This window comes from Chryseobacterium vaccae (assembly GCF_009602705.1).
GTDB lineage: Bacteria > Bacteroidota > Bacteroidia > Flavobacteriales > Weeksellaceae > Chryseobacterium > Chryseobacterium vaccae.
Map to the genome: position 1 here is coordinate 2,331,584 of NZ_VSWH01000001.1, position 25,899 is coordinate 2,357,482.

At 36.3% G+C, this 25,899-nt stretch carries 27 protein-coding genes and 1 tRNA gene; 6 read left to right on the top strand and 22 right to left on the bottom strand.

What is annotated here, in order from left to right; translation table 11 throughout:
• Nucleotides 1-2: 2 nt before the first annotated feature.
• From FW768_RS10600 to aceB, 12 genes are all read right to left on the bottom strand, one after another.
• Nucleotides 3-1,547 (bottom strand): T9SS type A sorting domain-containing protein, encoded by a 1,545-nt coding sequence (locus tag FW768_RS10600; RefSeq protein ID WP_153395236.1) that lies wholly within the window; start codon nt 1,545-1,547, stop codon nt 3-5.
• Nucleotides 1,548-2,070: 523 nt separating this feature from the next.
• Entirely contained in the window at nt 2,071-2,805 is a 735-nt protein-coding gene (locus tag FW768_RS10605) for a DUF6882 domain-containing protein (RefSeq protein WP_153395238.1), read from the bottom strand.
• A 6-nt stretch (nt 2,806-2,811) separates the two neighbouring features.
• Nucleotides 2,812-3,399 (bottom strand): hypothetical protein, encoded by a 588-nt coding sequence (locus FW768_RS10610; RefSeq protein ID WP_153395240.1) that lies wholly within the window; start codon nt 3,397-3,399, stop codon nt 2,812-2,814.
• A gap of 4 nt (nt 3,400-3,403) precedes the next feature.
• Nucleotides 3,404-3,955: a hypothetical protein gene (locus tag FW768_RS10615; RefSeq protein WP_153395242.1), complete on the bottom strand. Its 552-nt coding sequence runs from the start codon at nt 3,953-3,955 to the stop codon at nt 3,404-3,406.
• Nucleotides 3,956-3,972: 17 nt separating this feature from the next.
• A complete protein-coding gene (locus FW768_RS10620) occupies nt 3,973-5,145 on the bottom strand; it encodes a hypothetical protein (RefSeq protein WP_153395244.1) in 1,173 nt (390 codons plus the stop codon).
• Between the two features lie 148 nt (nt 5,146-5,293).
• The gene (locus FW768_RS10625; protein ID WP_153395246.1) at nt 5,294-5,848 is read right to left on the bottom strand and encodes a hypothetical protein; all 555 of its coding nucleotides are present in this window, start codon (nt 5,846-5,848) and stop codon (nt 5,294-5,296) included.
• Between the two features lie 13 nt (nt 5,849-5,861).
• A complete protein-coding gene (locus FW768_RS10630) occupies nt 5,862-6,347 on the bottom strand; it encodes a DUF4259 domain-containing protein (protein ID WP_153395248.1) in 486 nt (161 codons plus the stop codon).
• Nucleotides 6,348-6,524: 177 nt separating this feature from the next.
• The gene (locus FW768_RS10635) at nt 6,525-7,787 is read right to left on the bottom strand and encodes an erythromycin esterase family protein (protein ID WP_153395250.1); all 1,263 of its coding nucleotides are present in this window, start codon (nt 7,785-7,787) and stop codon (nt 6,525-6,527) included.
• Between the two features lie 263 nt (nt 7,788-8,050).
• Nucleotides 8,051-8,437, bottom strand: a complete 387-nt coding sequence (locus FW768_RS10640) for an acyl-CoA thioesterase (protein ID WP_153395252.1) — start codon at nt 8,435-8,437, stop codon at nt 8,051-8,053.
• A 117-nt stretch (nt 8,438-8,554) separates the two neighbouring features.
• Entirely contained in the window at nt 8,555-9,124 is a 570-nt protein-coding gene (locus tag FW768_RS10645; protein WP_153395254.1) for an OmpH family outer membrane protein, read from the bottom strand.
• Between the two features lie 189 nt (nt 9,125-9,313).
• Nucleotides 9,314-10,594 carry an isocitrate lyase gene (gene aceA / locus FW768_RS10650; protein ID WP_153395256.1) on the bottom strand — a complete coding sequence of 427 codons (1,281 nt, stop codon included), beginning with the start codon at nt 10,592-10,594 and terminating at the stop codon, nt 9,314-9,316.
• A 63-nt stretch (nt 10,595-10,657) separates the two neighbouring features.
• Nucleotides 10,658-12,235, bottom strand: a complete 1,578-nt coding sequence (aceB, locus tag FW768_RS10655; RefSeq protein ID WP_153395258.1) for a malate synthase A — start codon at nt 12,233-12,235, stop codon at nt 10,658-10,660.
• A 124-nt stretch (nt 12,236-12,359) separates the two neighbouring features.
• On the opposite strand from aceB, the gene FW768_RS10660 reads away from it, so the two are divergent.
• From FW768_RS10660 to FW768_RS10670, 3 genes are all read left to right on the top strand, one after another.
• Nucleotides 12,360-13,838, top strand: coding sequence for a helix-turn-helix domain-containing protein (locus FW768_RS10660; RefSeq protein WP_153395260.1), 1,479 nt, complete (start codon nt 12,360-12,362; stop codon nt 13,836-13,838).
• A gap of 77 nt (nt 13,839-13,915) precedes the next feature.
• Complete coding sequence (locus FW768_RS10665; RefSeq protein WP_153395262.1) at nt 13,916-14,569, top strand: ComF family protein; 654 nt, start codon at nt 13,916-13,918, stop codon at nt 14,567-14,569.
• A 132-nt stretch (nt 14,570-14,701) separates the two neighbouring features.
• The gene (locus FW768_RS10670) at nt 14,702-15,391 is read left to right on the top strand and encodes an alpha/beta fold hydrolase (protein WP_153395264.1); all 690 of its coding nucleotides are present in this window, start codon (nt 14,702-14,704) and stop codon (nt 15,389-15,391) included.
• A gap of 5 nt (nt 15,392-15,396) precedes the next feature.
• Here the strand turns inward: FW768_RS10670 and upp are convergent, their stop codons facing one another.
• On the bottom strand, nt 15,397-16,047 hold the full coding sequence (gene upp / locus FW768_RS10675) for a uracil phosphoribosyltransferase (RefSeq protein WP_153395266.1): 651 nt from the start codon (nt 16,045-16,047) through the stop codon (nt 15,397-15,399).
• A gap of 82 nt (nt 16,048-16,129) precedes the next feature.
• The gene (der, locus tag FW768_RS10680; protein ID WP_153395268.1) at nt 16,130-17,440 is read right to left on the bottom strand and encodes a ribosome biogenesis GTPase Der; all 1,311 of its coding nucleotides are present in this window, start codon (nt 17,438-17,440) and stop codon (nt 16,130-16,132) included.
• 256 nt (nt 17,441-17,696) lie between these two features.
• Here der and FW768_RS10685 point away from each other — a divergent pair.
• Nucleotides 17,697-17,767, top strand: a tRNA-Gln gene (locus FW768_RS10685).
• A gap of 260 nt (nt 17,768-18,027) precedes the next feature.
• Here the strand turns inward: FW768_RS10685 and FW768_RS10690 are convergent.
• The 7 genes from FW768_RS10690 to FW768_RS24000 form a co-directional block, all read right to left on the bottom strand.
• Complete coding sequence (locus FW768_RS10690) at nt 18,028-18,567, bottom strand: hypothetical protein (RefSeq protein WP_153395270.1); 540 nt, start codon at nt 18,565-18,567, stop codon at nt 18,028-18,030.
• A complete protein-coding gene (locus tag FW768_RS10695; protein WP_153395272.1) occupies nt 18,539-18,934 on the bottom strand; it encodes a hypothetical protein in 396 nt (131 codons plus the stop codon). Before FW768_RS10695 ends, FW768_RS10690 begins: the two co-directional genes overlap by 29 nt.
• On the bottom strand, nt 18,927-19,520 hold the full coding sequence (locus tag FW768_RS23990; protein WP_394349959.1) for an RHS repeat domain-containing protein: 594 nt from the start codon (nt 19,518-19,520) through the stop codon (nt 18,927-18,929). Before FW768_RS23990 ends, FW768_RS10695 begins: the two co-directional genes overlap by 8 nt.
• Nucleotides 19,521-19,787: 267 nt before the next feature.
• Nucleotides 19,788-21,482, bottom strand: coding sequence for an RHS repeat domain-containing protein (locus FW768_RS23995; RefSeq protein ID WP_394349960.1), 1,695 nt, complete (start codon nt 21,480-21,482; stop codon nt 19,788-19,790).
• Nucleotides 21,483-21,515: 33 nt separating this feature from the next.
• Nucleotides 21,516-21,995, bottom strand: coding sequence for an SMI1/KNR4 family protein (locus FW768_RS10710; RefSeq protein ID WP_153395278.1), 480 nt, complete (start codon nt 21,993-21,995; stop codon nt 21,516-21,518).
• A gap of 3 nt (nt 21,996-21,998) precedes the next feature.
• Entirely contained in the window at nt 21,999-22,346 is a 348-nt protein-coding gene (locus tag FW768_RS10715) for a hypothetical protein (protein WP_153395280.1), read from the bottom strand.
• 83 nt (nt 22,347-22,429) lie between these two features.
• On the bottom strand, nt 22,430-22,963 hold the full coding sequence (locus tag FW768_RS24000; protein ID WP_394349961.1) for an RHS repeat-associated core domain-containing protein: 534 nt from the start codon (nt 22,961-22,963) through the stop codon (nt 22,430-22,432).
• Between the two features lie 662 nt (nt 22,964-23,625).
• Here FW768_RS24000 and FW768_RS10725 point away from each other — a divergent pair.
• Together FW768_RS10725 and FW768_RS10730 are read left to right on the top strand one after the other, a co-directional pair.
• On the top strand, nt 23,626-23,892 hold the full coding sequence (locus tag FW768_RS10725) for a transposase (RefSeq protein WP_153395284.1): 267 nt from the start codon (nt 23,626-23,628) through the stop codon (nt 23,890-23,892).
• Complete coding sequence (locus FW768_RS10730; RefSeq protein WP_153395286.1) at nt 23,886-24,707, top strand: IS3 family transposase; 822 nt, start codon at nt 23,886-23,888, stop codon at nt 24,705-24,707. The genes FW768_RS10725 and FW768_RS10730 overlap by 7 nt, the downstream gene beginning before the upstream one ends.
• Nucleotides 24,708-24,785: 78 nt before the next feature.
• On the opposite strand, the gene FW768_RS10735 is transcribed toward FW768_RS10730, so the two are convergent.
• Nucleotides 24,786-25,871, bottom strand: a complete 1,086-nt coding sequence (locus tag FW768_RS10735) for an IS481 family transposase (RefSeq protein WP_153391442.1) — start codon at nt 25,869-25,871, stop codon at nt 24,786-24,788.
• Nucleotides 25,872-25,899 lie beyond the last annotated feature (28 nt).

Here is a 25,899-nt window from a genome sequence, read left to right on the forward strand (position 1 = left end):
TATTATTTCTTTATCTGTTTTGCATTTGCTGTTTTATTGGTATCTGTTTTGATCACCACCAGGTAAGCCCCCTGAACCAGTGGCTGAGTATTAATCTTGGTGACTTTATTCTTCGTCTTCACGCTCTGAAGCTGTCTTCCGCCCATGTCATACACCAGAATATCGGATTCTGAAAAATCAACACCTATTTCTACGTAAGCATAATCCGAGACAGGGTTTGGATAAATTTTGATATCCTGCTTCTGGATCAGCTTATCGATCTGGCTGTCTCCAAGCTTCACAATCTTCCAGTTCTCTTTTCCGAGTTCTTCAGCACTGGTGCCGGCAAGAATAATGGAACCGTCTCTGTTCAGTTTAATATCTGAAAGTCTTTCTTCTTTCTTCCGGTTCTCTCCCGTGATGTGTTTTCTCCACTGTTCATTACCCTGCTGATCCAGATACAGCATCCAGAACGTTTCATCATCTTTTTCTATTCTTCCTTCTGCCTGGGTGTAACCACCAAGCAAAATTCCTTTGGACGTTTTATCATCCGCGGAATGAATCACACTCATTCCCATCAGGATATCACGGTTTTTGAAGTTGTAGGATTTCTGCCACTGTTCTTCTCCTCTTTCATTTAAAGCTAAAAGCCATAAATCGGTTCCGTCTTCTATTCCTACGGTTTTGTTTCCTGATCTCTCGGATCGTGATTCTCCACCGATAAGATAGCCGGTGGATGTTAAAGCCAATGTTCTTAAATGATCATCACCTTTTCCTCCGTAGTTCTTTTCCCATTCTACTTTTCCGTTTTTATCCAGCTTTACAATCCAGTAATCGCCTTCTCCTGAGTTTTCGGTTTTCTTCGAGCCTCCGATTGAACTTCTTGAATAAATCCCTAACAAAGCGCCTCCATCCTTTGTGGGGATCATTTTCTCTACTTCATCCAGTCCTTTTCCGCCTAAGATTACTTGCGAAAGTTCCTTCCCATTTTTATCCAGTCTGATGATCCAGGCATCTTTAGAGCCATAACCTTTGGAAGAGTTCTGAACATTACCTGCCACAAAGAATCCTAAGTCTGTAGTCTGAACGACTGCTCTGGCTTCTTCATCGGAAGCGGTTCCTAATGTTTTCTGCCATAATTCATCCCCGAATTCATTCAATCTTACCAGCCAGAGGTCGGATCCGCCTTTGGATTCTTCTTTTTTATCCAGTCCTTTTCCCGAATACGAAGTTCCGGCAATAAGGAAACCGCCTTCCTGGGTAGAAACAGAAGCGGAAAGATAGTCGTGATTTTGTCCTGAAAGGTATTTTTCCCAGACCTGTTCACCCTGCTGGTTCAGTTTAACCAAATGGAAATCGTAGCCGTTGTTTTGCTTGTTAGCAGCTGGCTGTTGGCTTTTTGTCTGGATGGAACTTCCGGTAATCAGATACTGCTGATCAATAGTGGGGGTAATCTGGCTTAGGAAATCCTGAGTGGAGGATTTGAGGTATTTCTGCCAGAGAATTTCCTGGGCTGATATACTCAGGACCGTGCATATCATTAATGCACTCATGTAGAGTTTTCTCATTTGCGTTTGTTTTTATTATGAAATATTTACAAAATTAACATTTATTAGTATAAATTAATTCCTCACTAAAGAGAGTTATTGTAAATTTTATCACTTTAAAGTGTTTTTTATACGAATGTAAGTATTTGTATTGAAAATATATTTCTATACATCAACAAAAATAATCGTATTTTTTTCGAAAGAATTATTTTTTAATTGATAATGATATAGAAATTAGTGATATAAGTAAAAATCGATAAAATTTAAATTTTGCACCAAATTTTAGCAAAAAAACTGCTTCAGAAATGAAACAGTTTTTTTTCTTTGGCCTATAAAGTTAGCTCTAGAGAATCTCTTCCACTCAAAGCTTTATCGTTTATACCGCTAATTTTAGGGAGCAAAGGATAGAATCAACTTTGTTGATTCGAAGAAGCAGCCTCCATAAAGATTCAGTTTGATTTCAATTTGTTTGTTACCCCCCAAGGTCTGCGATGGACATTACTTATTTTTGAAATATAAAGTTTCGAAATACATGGTAGATCGCCTACCCTTTCAGATTAGTCAGCCTTGATAAATCATCAAACTCTCCGATTACAGAATTTCCGTTTTGCGTTCCTTCTACAGAATTTTCATTTTCGGTTACCTGATATCCTTTAAAGACCAGATAGTTCTTGAAGGTATTTTTATGGTTCACTTCAAACTGTGAGATCAGTTGCGGGAAAGCAGTAAAGATCCGGAGATGATCACTGGTTCGGGCCTGGTTTATTGTATCACTTTTCACAGTTACCACCATGGCACCCTGGCCGTAATCTGCAATATAATAACCGCTCGCATCAAACATTCCCGATGCAGTCATGCCTATAAGGTGCAGTTCCTCTGTTGAAAAATCAAAGGTATCAGTGCTCAGAAGGTCAATTCCGTTCTCTTCACCATATTTTTTAAGCTGAAGAGACTGCCTGATTATATTTTCAGGAAGATTGGATTGTGTATTCGCCCATGCCCAAAGCCAGGTTTGCGATGAATGGGAAAAAGTTCCAAGTATTTGCATCGGAAAAGTAAGATCTTCACCAAAACTGATGATTCCCTGACCAATGTCCACATTCCAGTTATTATCTCCGATTACTTCTCCAAAATCCATCTGTTTATCAAAGGCTATTGCTCCATAACGTTCAAGAAGCTCCTGCTCTGTTTTGCAAGCAGCCTGTTCTGGCTGTACTCCTTGAGAGCTATCAGAATTTTGGTTGTCCGGCTGTCCGAAAATGTTGTTAAATAATCCCATATTATATTATTTGAATTGATTATCTGTTTCTGTAAGCAAATTAATAATTTCTTTGGCGGTGTCTATTTCTGTTTGATCAGTAAACTTTGTCAAGATAAATGAATGCGCTTTTGCTATTTCGAAAATATATTTCAGCCAATAATAATGTTCATCCCCATACTCAAATTCTTCCCAATGCATTTCATCCTGATCTTCACTTTCAAATTCCGGCCAGATATACTGTTCATCAAGCAATTCATGAATATGACTGATTTTATTTTCTATTTCCTGACCTTCATAATATTCAGTCTGGAATTTTGCTGCTTTCACAACTGCCAGAATAGTTTTTAAAATCTGCTTTTTATCTGTTTGGTCAAACGCAAGAAGTCTGAACAGGAACAACAGCGCAAATGGTGTTGCCATCATAATTCCATCCTGATGTTCAATATTCATTTCAATTTTTCCAATCGCCGCTTTTTGTTTTTCAGGATCATCCGAAAGCATATCATGGAAACAGGCAGGAAAATCGGTGGAACGGCCGTACCAGTTGACCAGTCTTCCCCATGGAATATCATAAAGTCCGGCTGAAAAATAGAATTCTTTATCTGTCTGCATCGATTTATAGTTTATGTTTTTCCATTATTTCGCCATACCTTTTATGATATACCGAAGGATCAATTTTTTCTTGAGCAGTAATTTCGGACAGAATTTCATTTTGAAAATTAACTTCTTTTTCCAATACATCATTCCAAAATTCAGGTTCATCTAAAAAATTTTCAAAGTAATCCAGCGCATCAATCACTCCGATAAACAATCCGACAATGTTCTCTGTACTGTTAATATCACAAACAGCATTGCCCAATGCATCTAATATAAAGATTTCAACGGGTTCCGGTTCTTCATAATCATCAGCATATTCATCCAACCCGTCCAGACTTTTCTCATTTGCTTCCTGATATTGTTTGACCTTCTCATTTCTAATATCAGAAATCAACTGTTTTTTATCAATTTCAAGGTAGATATATTTAGCTGTAACCTCTTCAAAATCATCCAGCAGAAAATAGAAATTCAATAAAGCAATGATCAGGTTTTTCCTTTGTTCAATTGAGGAACTGATAAGACCTTTCTGTAAATTCCCCGTATGCTCTTTGATGTGCTTTACGATGTCCATTTTAATTTATTTTGAAATTATCTTGTTGCTTCAAATCTGCTGATCACCTTATATTCCCTGTTCATTATTATAATATCATAATTTCCTTTATCCAGTATCAAAAACCGGCTGTCTTTTGAATTGTTAAGTTCGATAATATCCGCGGGAATCCCTTTTTTCTCAAATTCTCCTTTTCTGTAAGCCAGAACCAATACCGGAAATTGTGTGACTTTAGACTTTGGAATTTTATAGAACCTGCGGTTTCCGTCCAGCATCCAGCCAGGTCTTCCTTTTATGTATTTTGTAACCGGATGAATGATTTTAATATCTGTATACAGCTCTTTGTCTTCTCCGTTGTAAGGTGTCTGGTTTTCATCTTTCAGAACAACAGGAATTTTTTTGTTAACGATTCTGATAAGCGGCTCATTGTATTTCGGATCGCTTTTTTCTGAAAACTGGGTTTGGTCAATGGTAAAAGGGTTTAAAGAGGTCAGGTCAGAAAGCCTTCCTGCCATCGTTTTCTCCCAGGCTTTATGAACTCCTTCATAAGCATGCTGATAACCGCAGTAGATCAGGTATTTCCCGTCTTTATTGTTCTGCATGAAATTATAAATATTCTCTGCTTCGCCTATCTCCCTTTCTTTACCATTCTTTCCTTTGGTATCATAAGGAAACAGCTTAAATCCGATTTTCAGGGCCTGATAAATAAAGTTCCCGAATTCCGGTTCCTGGGAATACATTCCGCTTTCCTGCGTAGCAAACTTCCCGATATGGAAAGGGCCGTCATTATTCAGGGTTTCAACACCCAAATATCGATATCCTTTATCATATAATCCCTGAAGCAGAGAGGAAGCAAAAGTTCTGTGGCTGGCATTATGATGTGCTTCGTTAATGATAATTACTTTTTCATTCGCCGCCCTGTTCAGAATATAATCTTTTGCATTGACGGGAGTCATTTTTGTGAACTTCAGACTGTCGGCACTGCTGATTTTTTTAGGTCTTCCAAACATTTTATCCCAATTGACAAGCGCCAATTTATAGTTTCCGCTTATTGAATAATAGGTAGCACCCATCTGGCTTGTCCAGGATTTATCTTTTGTGGAATCCTTCACAATTGTCTTTTCAATATCATCCGAAAACCAGTAGAGATTCTCCTGGCCGTGCGCCGCAAGGCTGAGCAGTAATACAATTACTGAATAATGAATTTTCATGTTCTATAGTTTTTATAATAGCCTGTACGGCATCCAATAAAGTTTTTCACACTTCATTTTTAGAGTTGTCAATATAATATTTTTAACCGAAAAAAGCCGGGATTTCAGGATTTAACCTCTAAATTAATAACAAAATTCAGACTGTGGTTTATGAATATCTGAACCAAATCGTTTTTGTTCCCTTTGACCTGGCATAATCCACAAAATTTTTGAAATTATTCAAATCTGTGTAAAAGTTATCACCTCCGTTATTTTCTTTTTTGAAATAAACTGAGCTGTTCAGCGAATCAAACGAAGTGAATGACAATAAACGATACAGGTCTTCTTTTTCTTTCAGTTTTTCTACAAGTTCAGTTATTTTTGAGGACACCTCATCCAGATTATTTTCAATTTTGCTCCTCTGAATTTCATATTCCACTTTTTGCTCCTCATAATATTCAGGATCATATTCTAAAATCTCTTCGAGTTCGCCCAGATCAGGAATTTCGTCTAAATGACTAATTGATGACAAATCAATCCCCGTAATTTGGGAAATCTGATCCAGCTCTGTTTTTTCATTCTCAGGAATAACATTCTTTCTACTCATCAAGTTAGCGAAAGTACGGGTCAGCTCATGATGTCTTTTCAGTTCATCATCGGTAATATATTCAAAGGTGAAAATCTCGTCGTCGTTGTCAACATTATAGAAAATATCCAGTCCCATCTGTTTATAAATTTTAGTTATTCTCTGCTTTAAGTCCGGCAATTAAACCGGTTAAATTTTCTTCCCATTCATTGTATACATCAGAATCTTTCCAGAGTTCTACAATTTCCCGTTCTCCGTCTTCATCAGGGACTCCATTTTTAATATCAGTCAGATACCCAAGCAGAAAATCAAAGGATGCGGTGTCTCCAGTAAATGATTGAATTCGTTTTTTAAGATCCCGTGTTTCATTTTCTTCATCCGGATAGTCCAACTCTCCTGTTTCTTTAAACATAAGGTATAATTCTGCAAGTGCCATCGCTGAATGATCATAAAAAAAGTCTATTTCAGCCCATGTTTTTCCAAAGAAATCAGCTTCTTTCAAAGCATTGATCACTTCTGAAAGTTTCAGATCGATCTGAACATTCCCCGGATATTTTGTTTCGGCATAGTCTCTGATAAAATCAACAACATCCAGTCCTTCATCGCTTTCCAGTGCTTTATATCCCCATGCTCCCATAGTAATTATTATATTTTGATTGGTTTATATTAATGCAGCCTTACCGCTGATAACCAAATATACTTCATTGTGTCTATACTATATCTATAATTTCCCGAAATTAACGTTCAAAAAATATAAAAAACAACCCGGCTTAAAAAGCCGGGCCATCAAGAGATTGATTATAAATGTCTGGCATTAACTGCCGGTTAAGTGTTCTGCTGCATTCGTATTTTTAATAAAGATAAGTCCGTCAAAACATTCATTCAGTTTTAAGGGTTCTGTAATGGTAAACTTTTCTGTTTCCGGTGTGATTGGACCATATCCTACAAACCTTGCTTTGAAAGATTTTCCATAAAATCCTGTGTTATCTTTTTGAAAATCTGTAAAATAATTTCCTGCATTTTTCTGTCTCAGTTTTTCTTCCCAACTGTCTTCCAGTAATTTTGGAAGAGGATAAGAAGTGTATTTATTATTTTTCACAGCACGGGGGTCTGTTGTTGCGCTGTAAGTTCCGGATGCCGTAAATGTGCCCAGCGCATAATATTCTTTTCCATATTTCTTTTTTATATATCCTCCCATTCCGTCTACCAGAATCGGTTTCAATGCGACATGAGCGTTATGGGCAAAAAGGATCATTTTTTTATGATATACTGATTGAATTTTACCGATCATATCGGCCATAATCCGGTCCCTGGAGACATCATAGTTCTTTTTACCGGCTTCATAGGGAATTTCAAAGCCAAGCTGAAGGTTATAAAGAGCAAGTTCAGCATCTCTTCCTATTTTACCGCCATAAATACTGTCTATTTTCTTTGCCAGCATATACCCTTCTGTTCCGTTCTTAATCACGGCCTTCATATCCAGTTTGAAAGAGGGATCATTTTGTTTTTCCCACATTTCATCCTGAAATACAGCTTTCTTTTTAAGCTCATCTGCAATTTCGGAATATTGTTTTTCTTTAACTTCAGATTTTTCGAGCATTCTGGCGCTGTTTTCCAAAGAATTGGTATCGAACCCTGAAATAATGACTTTATCTTTATGGTTTTTGTTGTAAACTCTTATCCAGCCCAGTAGATTTTCGATTTCTTTTGTCTGCCAGATGGAGGTTATATAATTTTTTAATACATCTTTCAAATCGGTATCTGAGTTAAGAGCATCATTCAGAAAAGCAGCATCACCATAGGCACTTTCAAATGCAACGATTTTAAAATCATTTTTATCAATAAGGTTTTTTGAAATTTCACTTCTGATCTCATTAAATTCTTTTGTTCCGTGGGTTCCTTCTCCCAACCCGACAATGGTGTAGTCTTTAAGACTCCCGCTGATATTTTTTACTGCTTTATTCAGGCTTCTGCTGTCTGTTAGCTGTGACGGAATCTGTATTTCTGATTTCTTGTCTTGTGAAAAACCCAATGCAGAGACCAGCATCAGATTGAGTAACAAATATTTTTTTAACATAGCAATTATCTTAATCCGAAGGCCTTTTTCTTTTGCATATTCTGTGAGGGCCTTCTATCAGGGGTAAATTTACATAAATAAATTATAGAAACCCTTCTCTTTAAATCCCGTTAACCTATCATTAACCTAACCAATACTTGAGTTCGGGTTAAGCAGGTTAAGATTAATAACCGGAAGAGGAAACAAGGAAACTGGAAGTTACTTTTAGCTATAGATATTAAAGACCACTGTACAATCAAATTACTTAAAATTACCTTCAGTTATTAGGATAGTTGTTCAAGCCAGTCGCTTTCCAGTCTTCTGATCTTTTGTGTTTCTTTATCAAATAACACCCACAGCGTATGGGAATCTACCACCAGCTGATCATTGCAGTAGAATTCAACTTTTCTGGGCTGCCGGATCCCTTCCGGATCTTTTGGATATGTTTTTACAGTGATGGCATCTCCTAAATAAACCTGTTTTTTGTATTGTATATGGTGGTCAACCAGCATCCAGACATCATTCGCGTATTCTGTCTTATCTTTCAGAAGCTCCCAATGTTCTGCGGCTACATCTTCTACCCAATGAACATACTGTACATTGTTAACATGATTATTCTGATCAATATGGGCTTCTGTTACTTTTATCTGCTTTTCATAGACTAGATTCATTTCTAAAAAATTTATTCAAATGTATAAAACATCTGAATAAATCCGTACCAACAGAAGGAATAAAAAAACGGAATCAGATAGTCATCCGATTCCGTTTTCAATATTAATTTAAAAACATTATTTTTTTGCAGCCGGCTTAGCAGTCGTTGCTGAAGCTCCCAGTTTAGTTTTTACGATAGATGTGATATCTTCGCTTCCATCTGTATAAATAAGATTGTTTGCTCCTTGTGCAGCAACATCAAATACATAACTCAGATTTCTTTCTTTAGCCACAGTAAAGATTGCTGTCTTTACCTTTTGCTGTATTGGATTAACCAGTTCATTTTGTTTAGCAGCAATATCTTTAGCAGCCTGTGCTCTGGTTTCCTCTATCTTTTTACCTAAAGTTTCAAGTTCCGTTTGCGCAGCCATCAGTTCTTTAGTCACTGTTTCTTTATTAGCCTCACTTAATGTTTTCTCTTTATCCTGTGCTGCCTTTAGTTTTGTCTGGTATTGGCTGATCAATTTTTCAATCTCAGCCTGCTTAGTCTTAGACAGGGTCTCAATAGTTGTATTGGCTGTTTTCACTTCAGTTAAACTTTCAAATACATCATTAGTGTCTACACTTCCTATTTTCTGTTGAGCATTCGCAGCATTGGCAGTCAGCATTAATCCTGCAGCAATAAAAAATCCTTTAATTAGTTTCATTTTTTTTATAGTTTTTTCCAAAAAAATCCGTTTTTTTTCGCGTTCAAATATAATACATATTTTTAATAGTTATTACCTGGTTTTCATTCTCATTCAGGAACGAATATAAATTACTGAAAATCAAATTAAAAAACTCAAAAAACCTTCTCAAAACGAGAAGGCTTACATCAGAAAAATATGGAAAAATGATTAATGAAATTGTGCAGTTTCTGTAGAATCTTTCATGGCTACTGTTGCAGAGGAGCCGTTGGTCACCACATTCTGAATTTCGTCAAAATATCCCGTTCCCACGAATGATTGGTGTTTTACCGCCCTGAATCCTTTCTGCTGAAGGGCAAACTCACGCTCCTGAAGCTCTGAATATCCGGCCATTCCCTTTTCTTTATAGGCTAAAGCCAGCTCAAACATAGATGTGTTCAGCGCATGGAAACCAGCCAGTGTAATGAACTGGAATTTGTAGCCCATTTTGGCCAGCTCTTCACGGAAACTGCCCATTTCTTCAACACTCAGTTTTGCGGCCCAGTTGAATGATGGTGAGCAGTTGTAAGCTAACATTTTCCCCGGAAACTGCGCATGAATTCCTTCTGCAAATTTTCTGGCCTGTTCCAGATCCGGATTAGAAGTCTCCATCCAGATAAGATCTGCGTAAGGGGCATAAGAAAGACCGCGGTCTATTCCCTGCTCTACTCCGTTTCTTACGACATAAAAACCTTCGGAGGTTCTTTCGCCTGTTACAAATTTTTTATCTCTGTCATCTATATCTGAAGTCAGAAGATCTGCTGCATCTGCGTCTGTTCTTGCCACAATTACACTTGGCACTCCTAATACATCTGCGGCAAGACGGGCTGCCACCAGTTTATTTATGGCTTCCTGAGTAGGAACCAGAACTTTTCCGCCCAGATGTCCGCATTTTTTAGCAGAAGAAAGCTGGTCTTCAAAGTGTACTCCGGCTGCTCCGGCTTCAATCATCTGTTTCATCAGTTCAAAAGCATTGAGATTTCCTCCGAACCCGGCCTCTGCATCGGCAACAATCGGAACAAGGTATTCCCTGTCTCCGCTTCCGTTGACAGACTGGATCTGATCTGCTCTCAATAAAGCATTATTGATCTTTTTCACTACAGAAGGTACTGAGTTGGCTGGATACAATGACTGATCCGGATACATTTCTCCGGAAAGATTGGCATCTGCTGCCACCTGCCATCCGGAAAGATAGATAGCTTCAAGACCTGCATCAACTTCCTGAACGGCCTGATTTCCTGTAAGAGCACCAAGCCCTGCTACATAATCCTGGTTATTTAATTTATCCCAAAGCTTTGCAGACATTTCTGTCGCAATGGTATAATCAATTTTATAAGAGCCACGAAGTTTAAGCACTTCTTCAGCCGTATAGGTTCTTTTTACCCCGTTCCAGCGTGGATTGTTCAACCAATCCTGCTCTAATGCGTGGATTTGTTCTTGTTTTGTTTTCATAATATTTGGATTTTTAGATTAAGAGGAATGAGTTTGAGGATTGTTTCAAACTTTGTTTGGGGTTCAGTCAATAAAAGGATATGCTTTCAGGGTCAGAAATTCTTCAAATTTTTCAGAGAAAACGAGTTCATTGAAAAGTTCTTTGGCCAGATTGAATTTCCCGTTTTTAAATCGGTTTTCTCCGATATATTTTTCGATATGGCCTATTTCTTCTGCTTCCCACTGGAGAATCATTTCACGGGTAACGATTCTACCATCGCTTAGTTCTGCTTCATTTTTCAGCCATTGCCACAGCTGGGTTCTGGAGATCTCAGCAGTGGCAGCATCTTCCATCAGATTATAAATGGCGGCAGCTCCTGCTCCCATTAGCCAGCTTTCCAGGTAAAGGATTCCTATATTGATATTTTTCCTGACTCCTTTTTCGGTAATTTCACCCTGAGGAACTTCCAGCAGATCATTTTCTTTGATATGGTATTCAAATTTTTCATCAATCTGATTGGCTTCGGGCATATATTGATCAAACACTTCCATGGCAACCTGCACCAAAGCAGGATGGGCTACCCAGGTTCCGTCATGACCGTTTTTTACTTCACGCTCTTTGTCACCTCTCACTTTTTCGAAAGCAATTGTATTGGCTTCCTCATCATCTTTTACGGGAATCTGTGCCGCCATCCCTCCTACTGCATGAACATTTCTTTTATGGCAGATCTCAATAACTCTTTTGGAATAAGCACTCATAAATGGTGATGCCATGGTTACCTGATCCCTGTCAGGCACCATAAATCCGGGCAGGTTTCTGAATTTTTTAATATAGGAGAAAATATAATCCCACCGTCCGCAGTTGAGTCCGGAACTGTGATCTTTCAATTCGTACAGAATTTCATCAATCTGAAATGAAGCGGTAATGGTTTCTATTAAAACTGTCGCTTTAATGGTTCCGTTGGCAATTCCTAAATAATTCTGGGCAAAAACAAATACATCATTCCACCAGCGTGCTTCTTTATAATGTTCCAATTTAGGCAGGTAAAAGTATGGTCCGCTTCCATTTTTCAAAAGCTGTTGTGAATTATTGAAGAAATACATTCCAAAATCGATCAGTGAGCCTGAAGCTTCTTCTCCACCAATTTCAACATGTTTTTCCGGAAGATGTAATCCTCTCGGACGTACGAGAAGTACGGCTGTTTTCTCATTAAGCTTATACGATTTTCCATTTTCAGCTGTAAAATCAATATTTCTTCTTACCGCATCGGCCAGATTGATCTGTCCCTGAATGCAGTTTTCCCAAGTTGGCGAGCTGCTGTCTTCAAAATCTGCCATAAAGGTTTTTGCTCCTGAATTCAGTGCATTGATGATCATCTTTCGGTCTACAGGTCCTGTGATTTCTACTCTTCTGTCCAGTAGATCTTCCGGAAGAGGCGCACAGGTCCAGTCTGCATTTCGGATGCCTTCTGTTTCAGATAAAAATTCCGGCATTTTCCCCTGATCCAATTCTGACTGTGTTTTTTTTCTGTCTTCTAAAAGTTCCAGCCTTCTTTCATTAAAATTCTGATGTAAGGCAATCAGAAAATCGGTAAGATCAGGAGTAAAAACTGCTTCAAACTGCTTCTGAGCCTTTATTTTGAATTGTGTTTTGGTTTCCATATTATGCTGATTTTGTGTTTTGACATTACAAACATAAATAAAAATTTTCACAAATAGCGAACGTTCGCTAAATATTTTAAAAATTTATTATGCGAATAACCGCAATCATTATTTATATTTGAACATGAATTCAGAAAGTGATTATATCAAAACGGTTTTCGGACTGAAGCTGAAACAGCTGAGACAAAAGAAAAACTGGTCTCTTCAGGATCTTGCAGTAAAAACAGGATTATCTAAATCTTATCTCAACGAGATCGAGAATGGAAAAAAATATCCGAAACATGACAAAATCATCCAGCTTTCAGAATCACTGAACTGTACTTTTGATGATCTGGTTTCTACCAAACTGGACAAAAGCCTGGCTCCTTTTAATGAAATCCTCCAGTCTGATTTTTTTAAGGAAATTCCGCTGGAACTCTTTGGTATTAATAAAAACAACCTCATCAGTATCATCAGTGATGCGCCTAAAAAGGTAACCGCTTTTATTAATGCACTGATTGAGATCTCCCAGAATTATAATTTAGGAAAGGAACGTTTTTATTTTGCCGTACTGCGATCTTTCCAGGAGTTATATGACAATTATTTTCCTGAAATTGAAGAAAAAGCAACAGAATTTGCCCAGAAAAATGAGCTGGATATCAGCAAAGATCTTCGGGATTCTGTTCTGGAGCATATCCTTACTGAAAAATTCAGATACAGCATCCGTTCTGAAGATTTTGAACAATTCGGGACACTGGGAAACCTCCGTTCTCTGTTCATTCCTGAAAAAAAATTGCTTTTACTCAATCGAAAACTGGAAAAGGATCAAAGAACATTTATTCTGGCCAAAGAGATCGGGTTCAATGTTCTGGAATTAAAAATCCGTCCTAATACTTACTCTTGGCTGGATTTTGGAAGCTTTGAGGAAATTCTCAACAATTTTTACGCCTCCTATTTTGCGGGTGCTTTACTTATTTCTAAAAAGAAAGTAACTGAAAAGGTTTCTGACTTTTTCCTGCAGCACGAATGGACCTCCGGAAATTTTGAAAAGCTCATCCAGGACTTTACGGATTCTCCTGAGACTTTTTATTACAGGCTCACCAATATCCTTTCTTCCGAACTTGGGATTAAAGACCTGTTTTACCTCTGTCTGGTTAAGAAAAAAGATTCGGATAAAATCCAGATCCTGAAAGAACTTCATCTGAATCATCAGCAGGCCCCTCATGCCAATGCGACCAACGAACATTACTGCCGAAGATGGATTGCCGTTAAAAACCTACATCTTTTAAAGGAAAATGAAACGCTTACAGATGCTCAGATCTCGCATTACAAAGATCAGGGGGTAAGTTATCTGGTGATTTCCACTTCGCAGAAAAACCCGTTTTCGGATGGCAGCAACCGAAGCTACTGTCTGGGTATTTTACTGAATTCTCAAACGATTAAAAAAATCAGTTTTATAAAGTCGCCGTCATTAAAAACCGTAAATGTAGGAGTCACCTGTGAATCCTGCAGCATAGCCGATTGTGAAGTAAGACAGGCTCCTCCGGTACGGCTGGAAAAGGAACATTTTAACCGGAACATGAAAAATGCAATTGAGAGAATCAGGAAAACTATTGAAGAATAAGAAAGCTTAATCGTTTAAAGGCAACAGGTTGCGAATGTTATCACTAATTATTAACTTCCAGTTTCTAAAAAACACCAATGATACTAGATTTATTTTTCCCGAACCGGTGCATCAACTGCAACCGGATCATTGAAGCAGATCTTCTGGTCTGTGATCTGTGTTTTGCGCAGATTAATTTTACTCATTCTGATTACTTTGGAGAAAACAGCATTAAAGAACAATGCAGACTTTTATTTCCTGCTGAGAATACGTATGGCCTGATGCAGTTTGAAAAAGAAGGATTAAGCCGGAAGATTATTCATGAACTGAAATATAAAGGCAGGGAAAACGCAGGAAAAGTTATTGCTTCATGGACTATAGAACGCCTGGATTTTAAAGGAGAAAAACCTGACCTTCTGGCTCCTGTTCCACTTCACCAGAAAAAGCTCAGAGAAAGAGGTTACAACCAGCTTCATTTATATACCAGGACCTTGTCAGAATTTTATAATATTCCTTATGATTTCAGTCTGGTTAAGAGAAACTATTATTCAAAGGCACAGGCTTTAAAGGATAAAAAACACCGGCTGGAAACAGCGGCGGCTTTTTCTCTCACGAAAGAAATTACCGGGAAGCACATCCTTCTGATTGACGATGTTTTCACCACAGGAAATACAGTTTCATCCATTGCCTGGGAGTTCCTGAATGCAGGAGATAATAAAGTGAGCGTTCTGGTAATGGCTGTAGATGTGTAGATCAGGAGGCAGGTAATAGCTTGCAGGCTGTAAATAGCATCCATTTTTCAGGCTTTTATTTCTTTCAAAATGATTCATTTTCCTTTTTTTCTCTTCCGATTCTTTTTCCTAATTTCGGGCAAACTCATGATCATGAAAAATCTACTGTTACTGCATGGTGCTTTGGGGCACACCGACCTGTTCAATCCTTATCTGGAACAGATGTCAAAACACTTTACTATCCATACTTTTTTATTCTCAGGACACGGTAAAACGGAACTGCCTGAAAATGGCATCACCGTAGAGAAATATACTGAAGAGCTGATGAATTATCTGGCACAGAATCAACTGGAAAATGTTGATATTTTAGGCCACAGTATGGGCGGTTATGTTGCTCTGTGCGGAGCCCTGCAATATCCCGGAAAAATTAATTCTGTAATAACTTTGGGAACAAAATTCAACTGGACGGAGGAACAGGCTTTACAGGAAAGTAAAATGCTTGACCCTGAAGTTATTCTTTCAAAAATTCCGAAATATGCGGAACAATTAGAAAGCCAGCATGGTACGGCATGGAAACAGCTTCTTCCTTCTATTGCCGGCATGATGATTTCTCTTGGTAAAAATCCTCCCCTGAATGAAAAGAGCCTTTCTTCGATTGATATTCCGGTACAGATTATGACGGGAGATCAGGATCAGATGGTGAGTATAGAGGAAAGTGTAAATGCTTCCCGTTCTATTCCTAATGCAAAATTGGCCATACTTCCGGATACCAAGCATCCTATGGAAAGAGTACGGCCAAATTTATTATTGGGTCTGATGAAAGATTTCTGGAATCTTTCTTAAGTTTTTTATCGTTGAAGTTTTTCGCCGTAGCTTAAATCTCCTGCATCTCCAAGTCCGGGGGTGATATATCCTTTGGAGGTAAGGTTTTCATCAATAGCACCTACCCAAATTTTAGCATCCGGATAAGCTTTTTCAATCGTTTCTACTCCCTGTCTGGAAGCAATTGCAGCAACAATATGCAGCTGTGTAGGCGTTCCGTTAGTCAGGAGGTCTTTGATGGCTTCAATAAGAGAGGCACCTGTAGCCAGCATCGGATCTGCAACGATGAGTGGTCTTCCTTCAATATTCGGACAGGTAAGATAGTCCTGCTTGATAGAAAAATAATCGTTGGCATCGTGTTTTCTGTAGGCAGCTACGAAGCCACAGTCGGCTCTGTCCAGATAATTTAAAATTCCTTCAAACAAAGGCACTCCTGCTCTCAAAATCGTAGTAATTACAGGCTGAACTGCTATTTCCTGAACTTTTATGGTGTCTAAGGGAGTCTGAATTTCCACTTCTTTCTGTTCAAGACTTTTACTGATCTCGAATGCAGCAATTTCACCGATACGCTCCATATTTCTGCGGAACCTCATCCGGTCATGCTGAATATCAACGTTTCGAAGTTCATTGATCCAGGAGTTCACTAAGGAGAATTGTTTTGAAAGTTCTACTGTCATAACTTTTTAATGAAAAAATTTGAAAACGAAAAATGAGATCATGTTTCTCGGTTGAAAATCATGATCTCATTTTTAAACTAGTTTATTTTTGTCTGAAATACACTTCGATCGGAACTCCGGTAAATCCGAATTCTTTTCTCAGCTGATTTTCAGTAAATCTCTTATAAGGCTCTTTTACGTACTGTGGCAGGTTGCAGAAGAATACAAACTGAGGTGATGGGGTCGGCAGCTGTACACAGTATTTAATTTTGATATATTTTCCTTTGTTGGCAGGAGGCGGAGTCTGTTCGAAAATAGGAAGCATTACTTCGTTCAGTTTTGAAGTTTTGATTTTTTTCTTACGATCCTCGTATACTTCCATGGCCACTTCAACCGCTTTCAGAATTCTTTGTTTCGTTAAAGCTGAAACGAACAGGATTGGAACATCATGAAACTGACCTATCTTATCTTTGATCACTTTCTCGAAATCACGCATGGTGTTGGTCTGCTTGTCTTCGATAAGATCCCATTTATTAACCAGGATTACAATTCCTTTTCTGTTTTTCTGTGCCAGTCCGAAGATATTCATATCCTGAGATTCCCATCCCTGTGTAGCGTCTACCATGATGATCACAACATCAGAAAATTCGATGGAACGGATGGATCTCATTACGGAATAAAATTCCAGGTCTTCATTTACTTTGGACTTTCTTCTCATTCCCGCTGTATCCACCAGCACAAATTCATGACCGAATTTATTGTAAAGGGTCTGAATACTGTCTCTTGTAGTTCCTGCAATATCTGTTACAATATTTCTTTCAACATCCAGAAGGGCATTTGTTAAGGTAGATTTACCTACGTTAGGACGTCCTGCGATGGTGATCTTAGGTAATCCTTCAAACGGATCTTTGTAATCCGTAGTCGGGAAATCTCTTACAATATCATCCAGAAGTTCTCCTGTTCCGGAACCTGTAGCTGAAGAAAGAGTGTAGTATTTATCAATTCCCAACTGGTAAAATTCAGTAGCAGGAAGTTCTTCTTTTGCGGAATCCACCTTGTTGATTACAATATAGACCGGTTTGTTTGATCTTCTTAAAAGTCGGTAGATTTCATAATCAGTATCGGTAAGTCCTTCTTCTACGTTCATCATAAAAATGATAGAAGTAGCTTCATCTACCGCCAGTTGTACCTGCTTACGAATCTCCTCTTCAAAAATATCATCCGTTCCTACATCGTAACCGCCGGTATCAATAACTGTAAAATCTACCCCGTTCCAGTCGGATTTCCCGTAATGACGGTCTCTGGTAACGCCAGCCGTAGAATCTACGATGGCTTCCCTTCTTTCAAGTAAACGGTTAAAAAGCGTGGATTTTCCTACGTTGGGACGCCCAACGATTGCGACAATATTCGACATAAAAATGTTTAATAAATTAAATTATTAATGGGTTTCTCCAACTTTTGGAGCCCAATTTTTTGCAAAGATAAGGTTTTATTATTTAGTGAGTGGAAAATCCGGCTTGCCTCTATTATTTTTCAGTAATTTTTTTATATCATTTATTCAATTCATAATCATCCCATTACGCTGAATACACCATTATTTTGTACTTGAATTTTCAAAAAATATTTTTTTAATAGAATATTTTTTATAATTTTGCGCCACTAAAAAACAGAGACTCATGGTGTAGCGGTAACACTACTGATTTTGGTTCAGTCATCTGGGGTTCGAATCCCTGTGAGTCTACAGTTTAAGATTAAACAGCTCCTGATATCAGGAGCTGTTTTTGTTTTGGCTGTATATTGAGTTCTACCCTTTATTTTTTAAGATAATGAAGGCAAAAATAGAAAATCACTTATCAGCTCAAAGTCAGGAGACTTTGCCAGCGGGGTGGTCTCTATACCGGTAAATATAGCGGTTTTCCTAAACCTGTATATAAAAACCACTACAGATGCAGTGGTTTTTATTTTTATTAGCTCAAAATCAGGAGACTTTGCGCAGTTTGGTTATTCTTGACAGTCTTCCAATTTACTATTAAAGCCTAGTAATTGTTTTATTTCCCGTGTCTTGTTCCCCATACAAATAAAATAAATTTTCCCATTCTCATCAAATCTGATCCCTAAATGAGGTGGAGAATCATATATTATATTTTTATTAAAGGGTTTTGAATTAAATGGTTTAGATGGTTTAGTATTTTTAAAATATTTATATAGAAGGTCTTTATTTTCAATATTATCCGTAATTGTTACAACTTTGTATCCTTTATATTGAATAACAGAATCATTGTCTGTGATAACGCCGTCGCATTCAAAACAATTATATGAAAGACTAAGAATTTTATTTTTGGGATTTTCACTTTCAGATGATAAACCCATTAACAAATATGTTTTTGTTGGATTAAATATTTTACCTTTTGATGTATTGTAATCTATATAAGTATCAACAATATTATTTATATTAATTTTCTGAGCTGAACAGCTACAGACAAATATTATAATAAATAATAATGAAAAAAAATTATTCAAAACTTGTGCTTTTACTATCATAATTCATATACTTTTTTAACTGAGGAATATAAACTCTTAATTTTACATTAGGATTACTTTTTGCTACATTTATATCACAACCTCCTAGTAGACAACGGACATCACCACTAGGTCTAAATCCTTTTGAATACGACTCAAATTCACTTGCTGGATTCCATATAGGCCCATCGTCAGGATGATTATGATCCTGTGCAAATAATGTACTTGGGTAAAAATAATCACCATTAACAGAAAAATTAGACATACCCAAGCTTTTTGCATCAAAAGGTGATGCTGTAGGCAGATGAAAAGTACCAACTACCGAAAAAATACCTTTAGAACCTTTAAATGAAGCATTTGATGATTCTACAATCGTATTATTATACATATTCTGCAACTTCTTGAGCTTTAGCTTCATTATTATAGAAACTTAGGGTTGTCATCTTATCCGAAAAATTACCTTCTGAATCTTTTATAGGAGTCTTTAATTTAACTTCTTGCTTATTTGCAACAATGTATCCTTTTTCCCCAACTTCAACACCTCTGTCATTATTTTCTTTTAGATTTCCAGAACTATCAAAATTATTCTCCGAATAAATCACATCTGTTTTAGATTCAGCCATCCAAGTAAGATTACCCAGCTTATCTAATTTATAAATATCTGTAGCTTCTCTACCATCAGGATCAATAAACCTGACAGGACTATTAAAAGCATAGTTATAAGGACTATGTCTTTTCATCTTCTCTGCAAGCGGATCCACCACACCCCATCTTCCCAAATCCGGCATATACATCCTGGCTCCATAATCATACATTCCTGTTTCCTGCAGCTCCTTACCGTTGTACTTATAACTAAGATAGCTTCCTAACTTCCCTTTGGAGATCTGACCGTCAATATGGTTCAGACCAAAAGGATAATAATTGTTCACATCCGTTATTTCAAGAGCGCCATCGCTGTTTTTGACATAGCTCACCCTTGCATTGCCCAGATGGTCTGTGTACTGGTAAATATAGCGGTTTTCTTAAACCTAATTATAAAAACCACTACAGATGCAGTGGTTTTTATTGTTAAAAGTTTTGAGACTTTGTGCAGCTTTCGCTACTTATTTATGTTACTCCGAAGTTGCAAACTTCGGAGAGAGGTGAGAAACTAGGCTGTCTTTTGCAAAGAGAGCCTGATTATTTTTTATTGGCTCAAAATCAGAGACCTGCATAGCAGGGGAATATATTCTAAATTCCTATTACTTTTTAACCTTTATTATTTCTCCGTTCTCACGAAATTGATACAATTTTAAGGATGAAAACTTGCTTAGAAACCTCTTGTATTTTTGTGGTTTAGCTACTTCAGATTCAATAAAACCTCCATTAATATTATCAATTACACCATCATTATTAATTCCTATTAGCCATACTTTTCCTTTATAATCCAAAATAAAAGAATTAGCTTCTTCATCTAATAATTTTATTGATGAATTAACTTTTTGGAAATTAATTCTATTAAAAAAATCATTACATTTTCCATTTTCAAAAAAACCACAAAAAATTAGAATATTAGCCCTACCGTATTTAAACCAATTATACCTTGATGTTTTTTTATAAATTTCAAAGTTTTCAGGAAAAACTTCTATTGCCAACCAAGTTGTTGAAGTTGTGACATTTGTTGAATCACTATATATATGAACTCCAACAATTCCATTATAGTTTACATAATCATCAACGTACATTTTAATTAATTTTTCAGTAATAATTGAAATTTTATCTGATTTTTGAGCAGAAATCATAACGTTTCCAAATATGAAAATTATCAATATATAATTTTTCATTTTATTTATTTTTTTATAATATCCATTTCTGATAGATTTTATTCCTTTTCCATCATATGTTGATGTTTTTGGACCAGAAGTATAATTAGGATTGTACATAAATAATGTTGCAGTTTCCGGGAAGGCTTTGCTGGAAATATAATCTCCATTAGTCAAATCTTTCCCTACACTAATATTTTTAAATTCATTTGACTTACTATTTAGTAGTAAAATCTGATATCCGCTAGGTCCAATTTCATATACATTATCAGGATGATTATGTCCAAACAAAGTAATTGAATTGCTACCAAAATAATTTATAAAAGGGTATATTGACACTGCCCCCGAAGTTGCTGGCTTATCCAATGCCCCATCTTTTCCTATTATTGATTTTTGACTGCCATCTTTTAAGCCTGTTGCTACTATAAATTCTGCATCTACGTTATTAGAAATATACTCATGTACTCCTAAGGCTTTGTCCTCATTATCAAAATCAATTAAGCTATATGTCTGGTTACTTCCATTAGAGTATTCTACATTTCCTGTTGTTGTATGCTTAGCAATATAACCTTGCTCTCCAACATCTACGCCTTCATCATTTTTCGCCTTAAGATTTCCACTACTATCAAAGTTTTCTGAAGCATAAATAACATCTCTATCTGATTCCTTCTTCCATATTAGGCTACCATTCCTATTTAACTCATATATATCTTTAGATTCCCTTCCATCTGGATCAATAAATCTAACAGGATTATTAAATGCATAATTATAAGGTGACCAACGTCTGGAGGTTTCCGCCAGCGGATCTACAACACCCCATCTTCCCAAATCCGGCATATACATCCTCGCCCCATAATCATACATTCCTGTTTCCTGTAATTCTTTTCCGTTGTACTTATAACTAAGATAACCTCCTAATTTTCCTTTGGAAATCTGTCCTTCAATATGGTTGAGACCAAAAGGATGATAGTTGTTCACATCGGTTATTTCAAGAACACCTGCGCTGTTTTTGGTATAGCTCACCCTTACATTGCCAAGATGATCTCTGTATTGGTAAATATAGCGGTTTTCGTAAACCTGTATATAAAAAACCACTACAAATGCAGTGGTTTTTGTGTTTCCATCATGGCACAAGCGTGACGCTTGCGCCAGCTGGTGAAAGAATATTTATATGAATATTTCTTCAGGATTATTAAGGTATATATCTATAAAATCATCAAAACTATTAGCAATAACTTTATACTCTTCTCCACAAAAAATGAAAATCCGGTTTGTAGAAGACCATGTATTAAATAACTCTATTCCAAAAGAATAAAAATTAAATTCATAGTTTCCAAAAATAAAAACATTTTCAAATTTTTGAAAATCTAACTTACTATAATCTGGCACTCCGTCCCAATCTTTAAATTCATTAAATATTCTACTGACCCTATCAATACTATAAAATTCATATAGATTATCTAATGGAATATCATTACTGCCATTTATTAGTATAAAATATTGTTTAAGATCTGAAGGAATTAATACTGCATTATTATTTTGAAATTGATGTATTTTTAAATCATCAACGGTTGTAAAATTATTTACACCTTCATTTACAAAATGTTTTTTTAATAAAGTTGATTGGTTTTGTTCTTTATCCTCCATAGTTTATTTTAAAGCTTTATTAATCATTTCTAGTCTTTGAGTTTGAATTTTAAGAGCTGTTTCAGTAGCTTTACCTGCGGGAGCACCTCCAGTCCCATTAACAATTCTTGTAGCTAGTTCCTTATAGGTTTGTAGAGCTTTTTTACTTACAATTTCTTTACCTCCAGATTTGAAGAAAGCATTCATTTCAGTAGAATAGCCTTTTACTGTAACTTGTAATTCTTTAAAACCTATTTTTTTTAGGTTATTTATGAACATTTTCTCACTGAAAATTCTTACTCCTGCTTTTCCTCCTACACCTCCAATAAAATAAGAGCCTACTTCTACTCCAGTTTTAAGTTCTTTATCCAATACTGGGTCATACTCTTTATGTTCTACAAAATAATCGTCGTCACCACCAAAAAATGAATTAATAGCATTTCCAATCTCGGCTCCTAAATTCCCTGTATTTTATGATATTTTTTTCCATCAATAGTAACTATTTCTTTTAAGGAATCTTCTTCAGACATTCCTTTACTAGATCCTGCTTTTCGATCATTTTTCTTTTTAGGATCATCTTCGCCACCGTCAAATGTTCCATTCCCATTATTAGTCCAAGTACTAGAGCCTGAAGTATTATCCCACATTTCTTGTAAAGAACTGACAGAAAGCATCCCATCAGGGTCGATAAACATTATGGGATTATTGTAAGCGTAATTATAAGGATTCCATCTTTTAGAAACTTCCGCCAATGGATCTATAACACCCCATCTTCCCAAATCCGGCATATACATCCTCGCTCCATAGTCATACATACCTGTCTCTTGCAACTCTTTACCGTTGTACTTATAACTAAGATAGCCTCCTAATTTTCCTTTGGAAATCTGCCCGTCAATATGGTTCAGACCAAAAGGATAATAATTGTTCACATCCGTTATTTCAAGAGCGCCATCGCTGTTTTTGGCATAGCTCACCCTTGCGTTGCCCAAGTGGGCTCTATACTGGTAAATATAATGGTTTTCGTAAACCTGTATATAAAACCACTACAAATGCAGTGGTTTTTGTGTTTATTGGCGCAAAGTCAGGATAATTTACAACTTTGGCTACTTATTTATCTTACTCCGAAGTTTGAAACTTCGGAGAGCAAGGGAAAAATCACCACATTTGCAGTGGCTTTATTATTGTCATCATGGCACAAGCGTGACGCTTGCGCCAGCTGGGGGATTATATATATTCAGAAGTTAAAAATCCATAAACCAATCTAATGAAAATATATAAATAATATATAGTTATAAAACAAATAGGAATTAATGAAATCTTAATATTTCTTTTATTGTTACAACTTTTACTGATACTAAAATTAAATATTGAAATACCTAAGAAAACGGCTGTTCCCGGTATAAAGCAAAATAGATTAAATGTTGTTTTAATTTTTTTATAAAAATATTCATTGGATTGAAAAAATTCATATCCTATATAATTTACAGATATAAATATTACAATAAATATTATAAAAAAGATTAAAATATAGTTAGGGCTAAGCATTTTTTTTATATTCATAATTTTTATTTTCCGGTCATTATGTAAACTTCCCTAAAAATGTGTCCATTTAAAGATAGAGTTTTTGGCTTAAAAAACTTTAAATTTAAATATGAAAAAGAGTAAGTATTCAGAGAGTCAGGTTTTTGGAATTTTGAAAGAACAGGAACTTGGTAAAAGTGTAATAGAGATATGCCGTAATCATGGCATTACGCAAGGTACTTTCTATCGTTGGAAGAGTAAATATTCAGGTATGGAAAGTTCGGATATTCAAAAGATGCGAGATCTGGAGTCCGAAAATTCTAAGCTTAAGAAACTTTATGCCGAACGATGTTTAGAGATTGAAGCTTTAAAAGATGTTTTGTCAAAAAAGTGGTAAAGCCTTCTGTACAGCGTGAAATTGTCAACTTTATTTGTAAGAAATACCATTTAAGTGAGCGTAGAAGTTGTTTGACAATAGGTATCAGTAGGCGAAGTTACCGTTACACAAGCATTAAAAATGACGATGAATTAATTGAAGTTTTGACACAACTTTCACAAGATCATCCAGGTTATGGTTTTTGGAAGCTCTATCATAAGCTTCGGGATTTGGGATATATTTGGAATCACAAACGGGTTCATAGAGTCTATGTAGCTTTAAATATGAGTATTCGCAGAAGGGTAAGAAAAAGGCTTCCCACCAGAGTCAAAGAAAGTATTAATATTCCTTTAGAACCTGATGAATGCTGGAGTATGGATTTTATGAGCGATAGTTGGTATGATGGGAGAAGATTCAGAATATTAAATATTGCTGATGATTATAACCGGGAATTACTGTCCATGGAAATTGATACAAGTATCTGCTCTGCAAGAGTAGTAAGGGTTTTAAATAGTTTAAAACAACAAGGACGCAAGCCTAATGATAATGGACCTGAATTTATATCTAAAAATCTTCAGCTATGGGCTCAGGAAAATAAAATAGAAATTCATTATATACAGCCTGGAAAACCAACACAAAATAGCCTTATTGAAAGACTGAACAAAAGCTGCAGAAATGAACTTCTCAATATGTATGTCTTTAAAAGTTTACAAGACGCAGAAGAAAAAGCAAATCAATGGTGGATAGAATATAACTATAATAGCCCCCACGAAGCATTAGGGAACATAAGTCCTAAAAAATATAAACAAAAAATGAAAGAAGAATCTATCATTTAGAATGGAAACAAAATTGGGGAGCTTACATGTAATAGCCACGACTTTATCTGACAGTTAGGGGTTAAAAATAATTGTCAGTTATCCAATATTATCCTTACTTCCAAAAGTAAGGATTTTTTGTTCCTCTGCAAGAGTTTCCAATAATTTCTCTTTTGCAATAGTTTTACTATCTAGAAACGTCTGCATCGGTGTTTTACCGTAACAATGTTTTCCTGTATGCGTTCTTTCATTGTTGTAATACGACAACCAGCTGTTCAGGTCTAATTGCAGTTCTTCAATACTTCTGTAAATTTTCTTTCTGAAAGCTATGGCATAAAACTCGTCCTGTATCGTCCTGTGAAAACGTTCACAAATACCATTGGTCTGAGGGCTTTTAGCCTTGGTCTTCGTATGATCGATATCTTCAATGGCCAAATAGAGCTGGTATTCATGCTGTTCTCTTATTCCACAGTATTCCGTTCCTCGGTCTGTTAAAATTCTGAGTAAACGAAGTTCCTGCTGCTCAAAGAAAGGGACTACCTGATCATTAAGCATGTCAGCAGCAATAAGAGCATTTTTACGGTCATATAGCTTTGCAAATACTACCTTTGAATATGTATCAATAAAAGTTTGTTGATAAATATGTCCAACTCCTTTGATATTGCCTACGTAATAAGTGTCTTGAGCTCCTAAATATCCAGGATGATGAGTTTCAATTTCTCCATGAGCTTTTTTCTCTTCCTTAGCCCTTTCTAGTGCTGAAAGTTGAGATTCAGTAAGGACTACACCATCTTGAGCAGATTTGGCTTCTAGGGCTTTCAATCTTAGTTTAAACGTATGTAGATCGTGTCTTAACCAAATACTTCTGACTCCACCTGGTGATACAATGAAACCTTTCTTTTTAAGTTCATTACTTACTCTAAGCTGCCCCAAAGCAGGGTTTTCAATAGCTATATCAACAACAGCTTTTTCAATGACTTCATCTACACGATTCTTTAATACTGGCTTTCTTCTGGAGATTTCCTGTAATGCTAATTCACCTCCTTGCTCATACAATTCTTTAAATCTATAAAAACTGTCTCGGGAATAGCCCATCACCTTACAGGCTTTGGATACGTTTCCTAAATGTTGTGCTAATTCAAGTACGCCTAACTTGTTTTTGATAATCTTTTGTTGTGTTGTCATAATACTTAATCTGTTTTAAAGTTATTTA

Coding starts and splice junctions, on each gene's coding strand:
- FW768_RS10610 (WP_153395240.1), bottom strand. CDS start 3,399: ATGCAGACAGATAAAGAATTCTATTTTTCAGCCGGACTTTATGATATT.
- FW768_RS10635 (WP_153395250.1), bottom strand. CDS start 7,787: ATGTTAAAAAAATATTTGTTACTCAATCTGATGCTGGTCTCTGCATTG.
- FW768_RS10615 (WP_153395242.1), bottom strand. CDS start 3,955: ATGGACATCGTAAAGCACATCAAAGAGCATACGGGGAATTTACAGAAA.
- FW768_RS10690 (WP_153395270.1), bottom strand. CDS start 18,567: ATGATAGTAAAAGCACAAGTTTTGAATAATTTTTTTTCATTATTATTT.
- aceA (WP_153395256.1), bottom strand. CDS start 10,594: ATGAAAACAAAACAAGAACAAATCCACGCATTAGAGCAGGATTGGTTG.
- FW768_RS10620 (WP_153395244.1), bottom strand. CDS start 5,145: ATGAAAATTCATTATTCAGTAATTGTATTACTGCTCAGCCTTGCGGCG.
- der (WP_153395268.1), bottom strand. CDS start 17,440: ATGTCGAATATTGTCGCAATCGTTGGGCGTCCCAACGTAGGAAAATCC.
- FW768_RS10600 (WP_153395236.1), bottom strand. CDS start 1,547: ATGAGAAAACTCTACATGAGTGCATTAATGATATGCACGGTCCTGAGT.
- FW768_RS10665 (WP_153395262.1), top strand. CDS start 13,916: ATGATACTAGATTTATTTTTCCCGAACCGGTGCATCAACTGCAACCGG.
- FW768_RS10725 (WP_153395284.1), top strand. CDS start 23,626: ATGAAAAAGAGTAAGTATTCAGAGAGTCAGGTTTTTGGAATTTTGAAA.
- FW768_RS10695 (WP_153395272.1), bottom strand. CDS start 18,934: ATGTATAATAATACGATTGTAGAATCATCAAATGCTTCATTTAAAGGT.
- aceB (WP_153395258.1), bottom strand. CDS start 12,235: ATGGAAACCAAAACACAATTCAAAATAAAGGCTCAGAAGCAGTTTGAA.
- upp (WP_153395266.1), bottom strand. CDS start 16,047: ATGACAGTAGAACTTTCAAAACAATTCTCCTTAGTGAACTCCTGGATC.
- FW768_RS10735 (WP_153391442.1), bottom strand. CDS start 25,871: ATGACAACACAACAAAAGATTATCAAAAACAAGTTAGGCGTACTTGAA.
- FW768_RS10670 (WP_153395264.1), top strand. CDS start 14,702: ATGAAAAATCTACTGTTACTGCATGGTGCTTTGGGGCACACCGACCTG.
- FW768_RS10605 (WP_153395238.1), bottom strand. CDS start 2,805: ATGGGATTATTTAACAACATTTTCGGACAGCCGGACAACCAAAATTCT.
- FW768_RS10660 (WP_153395260.1), top strand. CDS start 12,360: ATGAATTCAGAAAGTGATTATATCAAAACGGTTTTCGGACTGAAGCTG.
- FW768_RS10630 (WP_153395248.1), bottom strand. CDS start 6,347: ATGGGAGCATGGGGATATAAAGCACTGGAAAGCGATGAAGGACTGGAT.
- FW768_RS10710 (WP_153395278.1), bottom strand. CDS start 21,995: ATGGAGGATAAAGAACAAAACCAATCAACTTTATTAAAAAAACATTTT.
- FW768_RS10645 (WP_153395254.1), bottom strand. CDS start 9,124: ATGAAACTAATTAAAGGATTTTTTATTGCTGCAGGATTAATGCTGACT.
- FW768_RS10640 (WP_153395252.1), bottom strand. CDS start 8,437: ATGAATCTAGTCTATGAAAAGCAGATAAAAGTAACAGAAGCCCATATT.
- FW768_RS10625 (WP_153395246.1), bottom strand. CDS start 5,848: ATGGGACTGGATATTTTCTATAATGTTGACAACGACGACGAGATTTTC.